Origin of the sequence: Prevotella illustrans, assembly GCF_017426725.1 — a bacterium.
Lineage (GTDB): Bacteria > Bacteroidota > Bacteroidia > Bacteroidales > Bacteroidaceae > Prevotella > Prevotella illustrans.
Genome location: NZ_JAERMS010000053.1, coordinates 1 through 14,056, shown reverse-complemented (window position 1 = coordinate 14,056; position 14,056 = coordinate 1). Strand labels below are relative to the sequence as shown.

The window sequence follows — 14,056 nt, the reverse complement described above, 5'->3', positions numbered from 1 at the left end:
GATTTGATGCAACTTTATATGCGTTTTCACAAAAATTATTTAGGACACTATTGGTTATAGGTAGTCAAGAAAATGCTTTTAGATTGGTTTCCTTCTATGGTGCATAGCTGTCATCTTCTCTTATACTCCATAAACAGAACTGCCCTCCAAAAGTCTGGGGACAGCTTTTGGAGGGCAGCTTTAAACAAAGGGAAGGAGCATCTTGTCTCAAAGGAAATGGAGGCTCCTTAGTCTGAATGGTTTATTCCTGCGGGAGCATCACCACAGAGATGCGGTTGCCGCTCTTTAGGATTTGTTTCATGAAGTCGCAAAGACCTTGTTCCGTCTGGTTCTTAATGAGCTCCCGATAATGGGTGTGGGCATCGATGCCGTACTTGCGATACATGCTGATGATTCCACTCCAGTATCCGTTGGTCTTCAGGGAATTGTCATAGTTCTTCAACATATACTCCTTTACCTTTTTAAGCATTTCCGGATCGCAAGTGCGTGTCATGTTTTTAGCCTCTTCCTTCATGATGCGCAGTGCCATTTCTGCTTTCTCGGGCTTCATGGGGCAGGTCACCAAGAGCGTGTAGTCGTGGTAATCGCCCTCTATGGTTGAGCCTCCTTCTGCTCCGCATGAATAAGCGGCGCTGGCTTCCTCACGGATTTTCTTAAGGTATACCATGCTAAGGATTTGCCCAATCATATTCACCTTAATGGCATTGTCTATCGTATAAGGGATATCGTTGGTATGCCAGAACATGTATGCCAGCGACTTGGGAGTTTCCATCTTGCGACGGAAAGTGTTATCGACAACGCCTTTTTGGAATGAAGTCGTTAGGTGTCCCTTCTCCACCTTGCCTTTGACGGGCAGTGCGGCCAGATACCGGCATATAAGCGGGCGCAACTTCGCTTCATCGAAATCGCCGATAAGCATAAAAGTCCATGCGGACGCATTTTCCGTTCGCTCTTTGGCAATCTGCAAGATGCGGTCGTAGTCGATGTCCTTGAGGTTGTCCATGAGTATAGGCTTCTGCCGGGGATTATGATTGTAGACGGTGGCGACGAGCGAGTCGCCGAAGATAGTCTCATGTGAAAGGTTCCTATTCTTGAGACCTATCTTCCAAGAATCCAATAGTGTGGCAAATGACTGTTCGTCTTTTCGGATGTCGGTAAAGTAGAGGTAGATCAGTTGCAGCATGGTTTCCACGTCCTTTTGCGATGAGGAACCGCCTACGCCCATATATTTGTCGCCCATGGAAAGGTGAGCTTTAGCTCTCTTTCCTGCCAGAATCTTCGGCAGGTCCATGTTGGAGAATTTGCCCAGGCCGCTGACTCCAATTACATTGTCGAACACGGCCAGATTGGTGTAGTCCTTTGCTCCATAGAGCGACTTTCCGCCCAATCCCGTACCCGACAGGCTAATCTGATCTTTCTTGAAGTCGGTCTTCTTGAGGATTACGGTAACACCGTTAGAGAGCTTGAGTTCCTTGTAGTCGAATTTCTTGCCGTTTTTCTCCTTCACGATTTTGCCGGCTTTTGGCAGTACCGACAGCAGGGGCTCGTTCTTCACCTTATCTATATAAGGACTAAGCTCAGCCTTTCGTGCCGCGTGTACGGCTTCGAGCAGGCTTTCGGTTGTGGGATATACATTGCCCTCTTTCTCATTGTTGAAGTTGAGAATCACCATGTTACGGTCGTTTTCGGGCAATAGTTGGGGGATGATGTCATTAATGCTTTGCAAAGGTATCTGCGGGACTACCTGTTTCATAATCTGGTAGTAGTCTTCGAAAGCGGGGATAGGTTCATTGCTGAGGAAGTTACCCTTATAGTCTTCGGCAAATGACGTGTTCGTACGTTTGTCGCGGTTGGCAAACGCCTTTTCGAGACCGCTGAGAACATTGGCCTTGGCACGGTCGTACTCTGCTTGCGTGAAACCGAATTTGGCCGTGCGCCTTGCCTCGGTGAGGGCTGCCTGCAGGGCTGCGGCCGTCTTGTCCATATCCTTGGGGGTGGCGCTGATGGAGAAGGCGTTCTTGGTTTTGGCGAGGATAAACGCCCCGTCGCCCGCGCTCGCGCCGATATAAGGGCAATCGGTCTTGAGAGCCGCTTCGGCATAACGGTCGTTCAGCATTCCCAAAGCGATGTTTTTCGTATAGTTGGCGAGGATGTAATCCATGTTCCCCTTCTGCGACTCCGGCCAGATGTCGTGCTTGAACAGCACTTCCACCACGCTGTTTGCCTGTTCCTTGTCTTTGTCTACTATGACGATGGGCTGCTCGTTGTCGGGCACCGGCTCGTTGACAACAGGCGCCTGATTGGCTGGATTTTGGATGGGAGAGAAGAGCTTCTTGATCATAGCCTCGGTATGGTCGACATCGATATCGCCCACAACGATGATACCTTGATGGGCCGGATGATACCATTTCTCGTAGTAGTCCCTTAATTCCTTGGGTTTAAAGTTGTCTACCACACTCATCAAACCTATAGGGAAGCGTACGCCATACTTGGAACCGGAATAGACCGTAGGCAGGTTTCGCTCCAACATGCGTGAGTTGGCGCTGGTGCGTTCACGCCATTCCTCATGGATAACTCCTCGTTCCTGGTCTATTTCCTTGGGGTCGAGGGTAAGGGCGTTGGCCCAGTCGTGGAGAATCAGCAGGCAGGAGTCTAACGCACTCTGGCGGGTCGTGGGAACATTCGAGATGTTATAGACGGTCTGGTCTATGGAAGTGTAGGCATTCAGGTCGGCACCGAACTTCACGCCCAGCGTTTCGCAATAGCGTATGAGCTCATTGCCCGGGAAATGCTTAGTGCCGTTGAAACACATGTGCTCCAAGAAATGAGCCAGTCCGCGCTGACTTTCCTCTTCCTGTATCGAGCCTACTTTCTGGGCAATATAGAAGTCGGCTCTGTGTTCCGGCCAGTTATTATGGCGTATGTAATATTTCAGTCCATTGTCCAAAGTGCCGATACGCACGGCCGTGTCTATAGGAATGGGCGGCATCTGGTTTTGTGCCGACACCCAAGTCGATGCCAGCACAATTGTCGTCAATACTGTTTTTCTCAGTCCTTTCATGTTTTCGTAGACTTAAGTAGGTTGGTATTACTGTTTTTTAGGTGTGGTGAATTTCACCTGCTGCAATTTTCCCCATTCGCCATTGACATTCTTTGCGATGGAGCAGGCGATATAGACGGTGTTGTGCGTACTGTTCCATACAGCTCTATCCACCTTGTATTGGTTCCAATAGGGGTTGTTGGGCTCATCCGTCTGCAACATCTTGATGATACCGGCCTCACCCATTTCGGGCTTATTGAAAGCCTCTTCCGTGATGATGATGTCGCGGTGCAGGGCAGCTTGGTCGTTGGGAGTATAGACTACTACCTGGTAATAGCCCGTGCTCTCATTGCCTCCGAACTCGCCAATCTGGATATTGACGGTAGCCTCTCCCGGTCCTCCGAGCTTCTGCGTGGTAACCTTCACCTTCTCGATTTCCTGGAAGACGCCGTTCTTGTCCCATGGAACTACGCAAAGGTCGTAGTCGGTGTTGGGCGCCATGCCGCGCCATGTCGTCGTATGTTCAGTAGTATAGCTCTTGCCACTGAATTTCTTGATCATGTCGTAGGCGTTGGAGAAACCCATCAGTCGGCCGTGCATTTCAACATTCTTCTCCATGGTTCCTGTCTCAAACTGGCAGATGGCATAGCCCGCCACATCAGCGTTGGGCGTGAACTTCACGGCCGCGCTGTCGGGACCTATCGTTACGACTTGGCATGTCATCTTGGGCGACCCTACTTTTACACGTTTGGGCGTGGTGAAGTTCACACGGGTAACGAGACCTGCATTCCCGTTTTTGTCGTAGGCCAGTGCCAGTAGCGTATAAGCTTTCTCGGGCAGTACCACAAGGTCGAAGTTGAGCAGGGGAGTGTTCTTAGTATCGGTATCATACTTCTTCATTTTCTGGCTCCCGAAAAACTTCACCAGGGTAGCATCATTGATATGAGAGGCGATGTCGGCAGTGAAGAGTCCCAGGCTGTATGACTGGCAGAGTGGCGTTTTCTTGAGATCAAGGGTCATAGCCCCCTGCTTCTGTGCCTTGACGGTCATGTCAACGGCCACGCGTTCATCTTTTTGGGGCATGGCGCCGGTCGTGAGAAGAATCGTGAATAGTAAAACTGCAATACTAATAAACTTTCTTGTTTTCATGTTTGTGTCTTATTATGTTGTTATGGTTAGGCTGATGACGAAGTACCGGAATCTTGCAGCCGGATTACCAACAAGTGGTAACATGATTACCAACGGCTTGTAATGTCGTTACCGCTCATCGGTAATGTTGTTACCAGCTATTTGGTAATGTCGTTACAAGCCGTTTGTAACCCAGCAAAATATTTGATGCGTATTCCCGTTCTTAGTCTTTATTTCTCGTTGATAGTTGCTTTTTTAATACATATCGAGGGTGGTGCGCATCACGCCAAACTGTTTGATGCTTGCCACGCGGCCACCTACATTGTATTTTTCCAGCAACTTGGGCTCTTGCAGCGTGCGTGTGTCGTAGACCAGGACATCACCGTTCTCACAACCAATGAGAAGGTGTGGATAGCAGTCGCGGAAATAGGCATCGCTACGGTCGTAGACCATGCAGGTGACTTTAGAGGTCAGACCTTCCAGCTGCATTTCTTTTACCGACAGCTCGGGCCCCCAATAGAAGTAAGAAAGTTGCTTGATGGCGGCAAAAACCTTGTTTCCTTCCGAGAAGAGATCGTATTGATTGTATACGGGATTGCGGTAGAATCGTGTTGTGGCTGCCGTCAGGAAGACCGTTTCGTCGTTGAAGAGATGTCCCGGTATCTCGTAGGGAGTGGCGTATCCGTAGTTTGGCGCGCCAAGATTGCGCTGTCGCACGTCCACGGTGAATGTGCCCACCATCGACTTGCCTCCCGTGGTATAGAATACCTGGTACCATCCGTTGTTGCGGTCGTAGAGTGTCGTCGTGGCATTGATGGCGGTCATGTGGTATACCTTCGTATCTTCCGGCATCTTCATCAACGGCATATAGGTGGGATCCCAGTTGGAGCTGGTGAGTACCTTCATGAAACTCCGGTAGGTGTTGGTCGCATGATATGGCAGAGCTGTCGCCAGGACGACGCGACGGTTCAGCTCGTCGTAGCAGGGAATGTTGGTGATGCCCCAGAGTGTATGGCCGAACTTGGTAATCTTGTATCCTTTCTCGTCGAGGTAGTAAGGTTCGGAGAGAAACTTGCCGCCAATCCAGTTCTTTCCGGTCTGGCGAGTAAATACGCGACCATCCTTCGTAGCCACCCAGGTGAATGCGGGTTGGCTTCCGTCGCTCTCTTGGTCGGCTCGGGCGCTGACAGAGAAGTCGGCGGGAATGCCGTCGGCAAACTGGGAGGACAAGTCCCATTCCTTTTTCAGAGTGGCTCCGTTGAACACCTCGGCGGCTCCCTCTTGCGTGACGGTCGTTACGCTGCCCGTCTCGCTGATGTTCTTGGCCAATGCGACATGAAGTGCCTTCGGCGTCCCGGGGATATCTTCTGACAGAGCTTCCTTGAAGAGGAAATTCTTCTTCAGGCTTCCGTCGGCTTCAAAGGTATAGGGCAGATCGAGATAAGAGAGTACGCCGACGTCGGGTTGTCCTTTCTTGGCGGAGTAGATGATGAAGTCGCCATCGGTTATCGGAGCGTAAATCGTGAGGCCAACCCGGGCCATGAAGGTAACTCCTGTCTTCTTGTCGATGATGCGGAACTCACCGTTGAGCGGTAGTTCGCCCGTGTATTCAGTAAGGTTCATGCGCTTCATCAGGTCTTCGGCCAGTAGGGTCTCCTTGAGTTGCTCACTGAAGATATGTCCGTTGTAGATCCATTCATATCTCACTTCCTGGCTCCGCTTGGCAGAATCCTTGTTCCAAGTGAAGTATTTAGAGGCGTCGAGGGTTATTTGGCGTCCACCTCTGCCCGACACGCGGACGAAATCGCCATTTACGTTGATGAGCCATGTGGGCGGTTCGATGTTCTCATAATCATAGTTTCCCTCGTCACTAAAACATGCTTCCAGCAAAAGAGGGGTGAGCATCAGTGCTATAATATATCTGAATCTTTTCATAATGTTGCTTGTTTAGTGAGGTTATACATTTACCGTCATAGGATTTCCGTTTTCCTCTATGGCCTGGTCCGGATGCTCTATCAGCCATTTCTTGAACAAGCGCACAAGCTGTATGGCCTTATAGGGCGTGTTTTTGAGCATGTCGGCATTCAGGGTAGCCTTGGGATCGATGTAAAGCAGGAAGAGTTTGTACTTTTTGCTGGAATACTCGCCGAAGAGGTTGTTGGTAATTTCAGCATCCCACCATTCGGGTTTCACCGCGTCGCGGGTCAGGATGATGATGGCGCGCGTGCGTTCGGTCTGTCCGAGCTTGAGGTCGCCCATCGGTACGAGTTCTACGGTGAGCCTTACGCCGTTAGGCATATCCTTGAGACGCGCGGAGCGGTGCATCTTGATGGAGATGGTGTCGCGCTGGTTGGTGGCGGTGTCGTTCACATGGTGTGCCCGGAATACATATTGATCCTGCAGGGTGTACTCGCCGGCATTGGCCGTGGTCATCTCGTCCACTACTTTCAACTTGAACGGAATATCGTTTTCGAGCAAACGACCGGACATGTTCACGACGAGCTTGGCATCCAGGTCGTTGACGTCGTCGGTATAGAAGAAGAACGAGGCCAGCGTAGAGTCCGCGCGTTCCTTGCCGGGCGCGATGGCATCCTTATAGAATTTCTCGAAATAAATGTGGTGGCTGCTCCCCCAAAGTTGCAGCTCATCTTCCTGACAGGCGGTAAACATGGCCGGTAGAGCTGCCATGGATAAAAAATATAGTAACTTTTTCATGTTCTGTATGTTTCAGTTTCTTTATTTACTTTCCTCTAAAGGTGTCGGCAACACACTTTCTGCCGTAGTGAATGGGCGCAGCGACCCGTCGTCGCGCTTCACATCGGCCTTCAGGCGTTTGTAGAGATAGAAGAGCTGGCCTTCGGCAATCCATTCTCGCTGCCCCTCACGTACAAGGTCTTTGACGAAGTCCGCGAATTTGTCAGCCGCAGGCAGTTCGTTGTCAGATATGCCGCGGTTCCGGCGCATGGTGTTGAGAATCTCGTAGGCTGCGGCATAGTTGCCGTTGCGCGCGTCGCATTCGGCGATGATGTATCTTAACTCCGATGTCCGTATCAGCGGCAGGATGGTGATGGTGTGGTCGCGTTCTTCGGTGTTTCCTTCTTTCACATACCATTTCGTAGAGAGATAGGCTCTGTAAGAGTTGAGGGGTTCGTAGATCAAGCGTGTACGACGAATGTCGTTTGCCGATTCATCCGTTCCATTGGTGCTCTTGAAGATCTCCTGCCCATCGAGATTGATGACAAATATTCTGCTGCCGGTGTTTTTTAAAGTGCGCGGAAAGTATGACTCGAGGCTGATGTCAGTAAGTTGCTTCTCGTTATAAAGCCCGAAGATAAGATTGTCCACCATGCGGATATCGTCCATGTTCTCCGGCTGTTCCTGCCATTGAAAGGCAAACCTATCCTTCTTGAACGGAGTAAAGACGGCAGAGTTTGCGCCCGAGAACTGAGCGTTGAGTATCTCTTCCGCATAGCTCTTGGCTTTGATCAGGTCGCCGTTCTCAAAGGTGGAATTGTACAGATAGGCGCGAGATAGAAGCGCTGTGATAGCCCAGTAGGAGAAACGGTAGCCGCGCCCGAGGAAAAACTCATCAACGGAGGCCTTGTTGGTATAGCCTTCCATGCCGGGCTGCAGGTCGTTGTAGAAGCGGGCTTTTCCACTCACGCTGCCGCTCTGGCCAAGTGGCGAGTCGTCGAAGGGCTTTACCAACGCGCGTGCCTCTTCAAGATCGGCGATGATTTTTGTTATCGTTTCTTTCACGGTCAAATGCTGTCCGCGTGTCTCGGGAAAAGTCTCAATGTATGGAATATGTATCTGACCATCGTCGTCGGCAGGCGCAGGCGCGAAGAGTCGCAGCAGGTCGAAGTGCAAAAAGGCGCGGCAGGCCTTAGCCTCTCCGAGAATCATGTTCTTTTCTATTTCTCCGTTGGCGAACTTGTCGTTGGGCTCGTCCTTGATGGAGTTGATGATATTGTTTGATGCGGCAATGGCATGGTAGGCCTTTAGCCAGATATCGTCGATGATGGGCAATAGGTTTGTGTTGTTGTATTCCCGTTTGCCTGCCGCAATATAGACAGGATCGCTCAGTTTGTCGGTACCGGCATTGATGTCGTATTGATTGGAGAAAAAATCAATGACACCAAACTGCAGATTGAGACCATATAGCGATGAGGCCGCCATTTCCTTGTACACACCGTGTAGCGCCTCACGGTAGCCGTCGCCGATTTCAAACAACTCTTTCTTGGTAAACTGCCCGTCTACCGGCACATCCAGCCAATCGTTGCAACTGTTTGTGAGGAGGAGCAGTCCTGACAATATACCTATGTATAATTTATGTTTCATATTCTTGGTTGTTAAGTGGGTTAAGCATTAGTAACTTGCACGCAGACTGATACTGTAGGTGTGGGAGTAGGGATAAGAGAGTCCCCTTTCCTGTTTGATGGAACTCCACCGTGCCAGGTCGGACGCGTTGAAAGATACGGAAAGTGAACTGAGCTTGAGTCTTGATACGAGTTTCTTTCCAAAATCATATCCTATAGCGATACTGTTGAAGTATACGTAGTTCTGGTTTTGCACGAAACGTGACGATGGCTTCGTAGAGCCTTTTTCGCCCAATCCGTAGAATGGTGCCACGTCACCTACCTTACGCCAGCGATCGGTGATTACGCGGCGATCCACATTGCTGGTCGCTATCTCGGCGTTTTCTACTTTTTCTACTAAGGTCTGATTGTACTGTTGTCCGCCGAAAGCGTAGAGGAATGAGGCGTTGACATAAAGTCCCTTGTAAGCTACATTGAGACCGAAAGAGCCTTGCACGTCGGGATTTATGTCACCGCATACAACCATGTCCGATGCGTTCCATTCTTTGGTGACAGTACCGTCTTTCTTCAAGAACATCTCCTTGCCGCTGGCAGGGTCGATACCCAATGACGGCACGGCGTAGATGGCGGAGGTGGACGCGCCTACATAATATTGTATCAGTGGGCGGTTCTGAAGATTCGCGTATTTCGGATGTTCCGCATCGTAGTTGTCGCGGATCTTCTTGTTGTACTCCTCGATGGCCTTGTCGAGTTTGGATATCTTATTCGTGTTGGAGGCCATGTTGGCATTGGCTACTACCGACCAGTTCCGGTTTCTAAAGAGCGTTACATTGCTCTTCAACTCAAATCCCTTGTTCACGATGGAACCCACATTGCCATTATAGGATTTAAATCCAGACGAAGGACGGATGGCAATCTGGTCGATCATGCCGTCTGTGGTCTTGCGGTAGTAGTTGGCTTCTATGTAGAATCTGCTTTTGAAAAGCTCGGCAGTAAAACCGAAATCAAGTGTCTTCGTGGTCTCCCATGAGAGCCGGGAATTGCCTATGGTGGCCAGCATTACCGCCGGTCCGGTATAATACCATGACTGTGAGTCTACCCTATAGCTGCTGATAACGTCAAACCGTGAGAAATTTACCTTACCCGTGCTTCCATAGGTGCCTCTTAAACGGAGCGTGTTAAGCCATGGGATATTCTTGATAAACTTATAGTTGTGTAGGTTTATACCGAGACCGACAGAGGCGAACGGGGCAAAACGCTTGTCCTCGCCGAATTGCGACGAACCGTCGAAGCGGAACGAAGCGTCCAACAGATATATCTCGTCGAAGGTGTAGTTGAGTGATCCTAAAACACCGAAGAGTCGTGTCGTCGACTTCGTGTCTGCCGTTTTGTTGAGTTGTTGTGCGGAATAAATAGGGTCGCTGAGACTTCCTATGTTAAATCCTTCCTGCGTATAAGCGATACGATTATCTTTTGTCTCCTGGGCGTCTACACCTCCCGTCAGGTTCACAAAATGCTTCCCGAACCTCTGGTTGAAATACAGCAGAGCGTTGGCGTTCCATTTCAGACGAGTGTCTCCCGAAGTGGAGAGCGAGCCTTTGCGGTTGTTGGCCATACTGTTGAACGACGGGTCTTTGGGATCGATGAAGGTTTTGCTGTCGGTCTTTACCTGGCTGACGCTGAATGTTCCGCGCAGATAAAAGTTCTGGGTGAAGTGGATGTTAACCAGGAAGTTGTCGGTGATATCGGTAATGTTTCCTCGTCCGGCATAGCTTTGCAGATATTGCTCCTGCCAGAGCGGGTTCGTACGGTGTGACATCGGTAGTGTTTGCAGATATTCCCCATCTTCTCCATAGATGGCGTCGTAGGGAAGTTGCTTGGAGTAATCGTTGAAGTATCCGTAGGGAGAATCTTCATAGTTAGCGCGGTCGAGACTTACCTTATTCTGTATGTGCAACCAGTCGCGCAGCCTGTAGTCGAGTGTCATGCCTGCTCCGTAACGGTTACGATAAGAGCCTTTCATGACTCCGGCATTCTTGTCGTAGTTCAGGTTGAGCATATATCTTACGGACTCTACACCTCCGGATAGGGAAATGTCATTGCGCCAGTTGTAGGCGTTGCGTAGCGGACGAGCGATCCAGTCGGTGTTGACTCCTCTGCGCACCTCGTTCAACTTCTGGTTGTACTGCATGGTTTTCTCTATGCCATCGTAAGCCCCTCCCGTATATAGTCCTGCGTCTTTTTCCACCTGCAATTTCTCGCTGGCATTTGTAAGATTGTAATCGGAGAGATCGGGGAAAGTAAGTTCCATGGTGGTGTTATAGTCTATGCGTATTTCGCCGGCTTTTGGAGGCACGGTGGTAACTACGATAACACCGTTGGCGGCTCTCGAACCATAAAGAGCGGTGGCGGCGGCATCTTTCAGAATGGTCATACTTTGTATGCGGTTGATGTCCATGTCGTAAATCTTCTGTACATCCACCTCGAACCCGTCGAGCATGAAAATCGGCATGTTCGGATTGTCACGGAGATTTGTACGCTGCGTGAGTCTTTCGTTTTCTACGTCAAGTCCTCTTTGTTGCGAGATACTCGACGCTCCTCGAATATTGATTTCATGCATCTGGTTGGGGTCGGAGCCGAATCCAAGGTTGTCTAAGATACGGAACGAGGGATCGAACACCTGTAATGCCTTGACAGCGTCCTTGGCGTTAGCCTTCTGCAATTCCTCTTTCGTTACGATGGTTGCCGTTCCTGTGAAACTGTTTTTCTTTAATTCCTGGAATCCCGTTACCACAACTTGGCCCAGTTGCATGGCATCTTCTTCCAGATAAATGTTGAAGTGGCGCTTCTTTCCCACGGTAAATTCTTTCGGCTTGTAGCCGATGAAGGTTACTTGAAACACGTCGGTCGGAGAACAACCGGTAATGACAAACTTACCGTGGGCATTCGTGGCGGTGCCTTTGGTGCCACGCTTCAGCCTTACGGTGGCACCGACAATGGGCTCGTTGTTGTTATTGTCAATTACAGTACCTTCAATCGTTATTTTCTCAGGGCTTGTCCCTTGGGCATATCCCTGGCTGCTAAACGAGAAGAATGTAATCAACCATACAATTACACTTAGTTTTAACAAGGACTTCTGCATAGGTATAACAATATTTAAGTAAATGAATATCTTCGGTTTCCATGATTTTCTTTGCGGGCTGTTTGCGGTTTTATTTCACAAGTTTAGTATTTTAAATGTTTATTTCAAAATCTTTGGTTTCCTGCTAAGTTAGATTTGTTGCACTGCAACATGCTTTATTTTAAGGCATTTGGAGCGACTCTTTGCTATTCTGTGAAATTCGTAAATGCAGCAGTTTTTTGTCGTTTTTACCCCATATTTATCTGTATTTTACGTCAAAAAGGTCTCTTTTTGTTGATTTTTGTTCTAAAATGGTAACGAAATGAATTATTTTTAGTAATTTTACAAATGATGAAAGATGAGGTGGTACGGGGCTGTTCCATGGTTCGATTCCGGCTTTGTATCGGTGATGAGACAAATCTTTGCCCTTTACTGTAAGTGACGTCGCATCGGCTATGGACAAGAAAGTAAGGAAAGATGAAATATAGAGGTAAGATAATATTCTCGTTGGTCTTGGGTATTGCGGTCTTGATGTGCGGATGTCAGGGCCGCACGCAGAGCCGGCTTGAGCAAATAGATTCGCTGCTTGGTCGAGACAAGGTGGGTGCGGCTTACATGTATCTCGGCACCCTGCCCTCAATGGAAACTGAGAGCAAAGAGAATATGGCTTACTATACTCTTTTAAAGACAGAGATACTCTACCGAATGGATAGGGCCATCACCAATGACTCCATCGATTACTCTATTTTTTATTATGAACATAACGGGCCGTCCTATAAGCTGGCGCAGGCTTATTATTATAAAGGTGTCATATTGTGCTTTAACCGAAACAACTCCAAGGCAGGTATCACGCTGCTCAAGAAAGCCGAGGACACCGCACGAAACCTCTCCGACCTCGCCTTGCTGCACAAAATTTGTGAGAGTATATGCTACGTAAATCTTGTCAATAAGAATTACGCCACGGCATTGGTGTATGCCAAGAGAGCCCGCGACTTGGGCTACAAAGCCGGCAACAAGAAATGGATAGCCTACAGTCTCACCTATACGGCCAACGCTTACAGCGGACTGGCCGATACGGACAGCAATCTGAAATACCTACTTGAAGAGCCTTCAGTACTACCGTTATCTCAGCAGCGATAACCAATCTGTGCTGCTGGCTAACATCAGTGACACTTATGTACGGAAAAAAGATATCGTGAAAGCTGAAAGCTACATAAGGAAGGCACTGGCCGGAAATCCCAGCAGCTACACCTACGCCATTCTGGGAGACATCTATATGCAGCGAGGCGATTATCCGAAAGCGCTCGATTACCTTCTCAAGGCCTCTTCCTCTTCTGAGGCTTATACACGAGAGAAAGCACTCACCAGTCTCTTCAGGCTGAAACAAGTGATGGGCGACTGGCAGGGTAGCACCCGTGTGGCCGATACGCTATTGGCTTTCAAGGGTAAGCAAGAAGAAAAATGGCGACAGAACAACATTTACGAGATTCAAAATAAATACGACCGTGAGGAGCGAGAGCGCACGATTTATTCCTACCGTCTCTACACCGGTGCCCTCGTTGTAATTTTTCTACTCGTCATGACGGTCTTCGTGTTCTATCATAAATATAAGACCGCCAATGCCAGACGCAATCTTTTAGAGAAGCATCTACTCGTGAGCGAGTATAGCGATAGGCTCAATAAAATGAAACTTTCGCAGTCGGTGACCAACAGAGAACTTAATTTCCTGCGGCAACGGATGAATAACATGAAAGATAAGGAAGTAGAGATTTTGAGCAATGGAAAGCTACTCTATGAGAGTATCATGGGAAATGGCAATACTTTGTATTGGAGTAACCAAGACTTTCTGGACTTTCTTGAATACTTCAAGCTCATCGACATGAAGTTCATCAATCATCTCGACAGCATGTATAACAATCTGTCTCCTCGCCAATATCTCTTCCTCATTGCCGTGGAACGCATGGGCAAGAACGAGGCCGAAGTAGGCGACATCCTTGCCATTAGCGCCAGCAGTGTACGCTCCATTAAAAGTCGTATCAAGAGTCGACGTATAAAAGGATGAGAACGCGAAAAGTGTAAAGTAAACGATTTATCGCTTTCGCCTTCAATCTATTCACAACATACTTCTCTGTATATACTCCTACAAATTGGTAACTCTATTATCATAGGTGTGCCCGTCGCGATGACAGTAGCAATTTCTATCTTCCTATTTTCTTTCCGTCAACGATATATATACCGTGGGGCAGTGTTTGTAAGTATTGGAAGACTTCACTCCGCTTCACAGTCGCAACCTTCATTCCCCGCAGGGTGTAAATGGGAACCATGGCGTCTGACACGTCGGCCGGCACATGGATGTCGGTGGTTTGGCCGATGGTGAAGCAGAAAATTAGTGGGGACAGGTTTACAAGTATCAATAATATCTACCGCACCCTGAATTATCTTTACATA

8 protein-coding genes are annotated in these 14,056 nt (G+C 48.8%); 2 read left to right on the top strand and 6 right to left on the bottom strand.

From position 1 onward, the window contains the following. Positions 1 to 241: 241 nt before the first annotated feature. The 6 genes from JHU38_RS11445 to JHU38_RS11420 all read right to left on the bottom strand — a co-directional run bounded on the left by JHU38_RS11445 (position 242) and on the right by JHU38_RS11420 (position 11,629). Complete coding sequence (locus JHU38_RS11445) at positions 242 to 3,061, bottom strand: M16 family metallopeptidase (protein WP_107581700.1); 2,820 nt, start codon at positions 3,059 to 3,061, stop codon at positions 242 to 244. A gap of 27 nt (positions 3,062 to 3,088) precedes the next feature. Further along, complete coding sequence (locus tag JHU38_RS11440) at positions 3,089 to 4,189, bottom strand: hypothetical protein (protein ID WP_232369955.1); 1,101 nt, start codon at positions 4,187 to 4,189, stop codon at positions 3,089 to 3,091. A gap of 234 nt (positions 4,190 to 4,423) precedes the next feature. Continuing rightward, positions 4,424 to 6,103 (bottom strand): PKD-like family lipoprotein, encoded by a 1,680-nt coding sequence (locus tag JHU38_RS11435; protein WP_107581702.1) that lies wholly within the window; start codon positions 6,101 to 6,103, stop codon positions 4,424 to 4,426. Between the two features lie 21 nt (positions 6,104 to 6,124). Continuing rightward, positions 6,125 to 6,883 carry a DUF4843 domain-containing protein gene (locus tag JHU38_RS11430; protein WP_107581703.1) on the bottom strand — a complete coding sequence of 253 codons (759 nt, stop codon included), beginning with the start codon at positions 6,881 to 6,883 and terminating at the stop codon, positions 6,125 to 6,127. Between the two features lie 21 nt (positions 6,884 to 6,904). Next, the gene (locus JHU38_RS11425; protein WP_107581704.1) at positions 6,905 to 8,509 is read right to left on the bottom strand and encodes a RagB/SusD family nutrient uptake outer membrane protein; all 1,605 of its coding nucleotides are present in this window, start codon (positions 8,507 to 8,509) and stop codon (positions 6,905 to 6,907) included. A gap of 27 nt (positions 8,510 to 8,536) precedes the next feature. Beyond that, positions 8,537 to 11,629, bottom strand: a complete 3,093-nt coding sequence (locus JHU38_RS11420) for a SusC/RagA family TonB-linked outer membrane protein (protein WP_107581705.1) — start codon at positions 11,627 to 11,629, stop codon at positions 8,537 to 8,539. Between the two features lie 456 nt (positions 11,630 to 12,085). Here JHU38_RS11420 and JHU38_RS11415 point away from each other — a divergent pair, with 456 nt between their 5' ends. Together JHU38_RS11415 and JHU38_RS11410 are read left to right on the top strand one after the other, a co-directional pair. Next, positions 12,086 to 12,748 carry a hypothetical protein gene (locus JHU38_RS11415; RefSeq protein ID WP_146156999.1) on the top strand — a complete coding sequence of 221 codons (663 nt, stop codon included), beginning with the start codon at positions 12,086 to 12,088 and terminating at the stop codon, positions 12,746 to 12,748. Next, positions 12,708 to 13,670 carry a tetratricopeptide repeat protein gene (locus tag JHU38_RS11410; protein WP_107581707.1) on the top strand — a complete coding sequence of 321 codons (963 nt, stop codon included), beginning with the start codon at positions 12,708 to 12,710 and terminating at the stop codon, positions 13,668 to 13,670. Before JHU38_RS11415 ends, JHU38_RS11410 begins: the two co-directional genes overlap by 41 nt. The last annotated feature ends 386 nt before the right edge of the window (positions 13,671 to 14,056 follow it).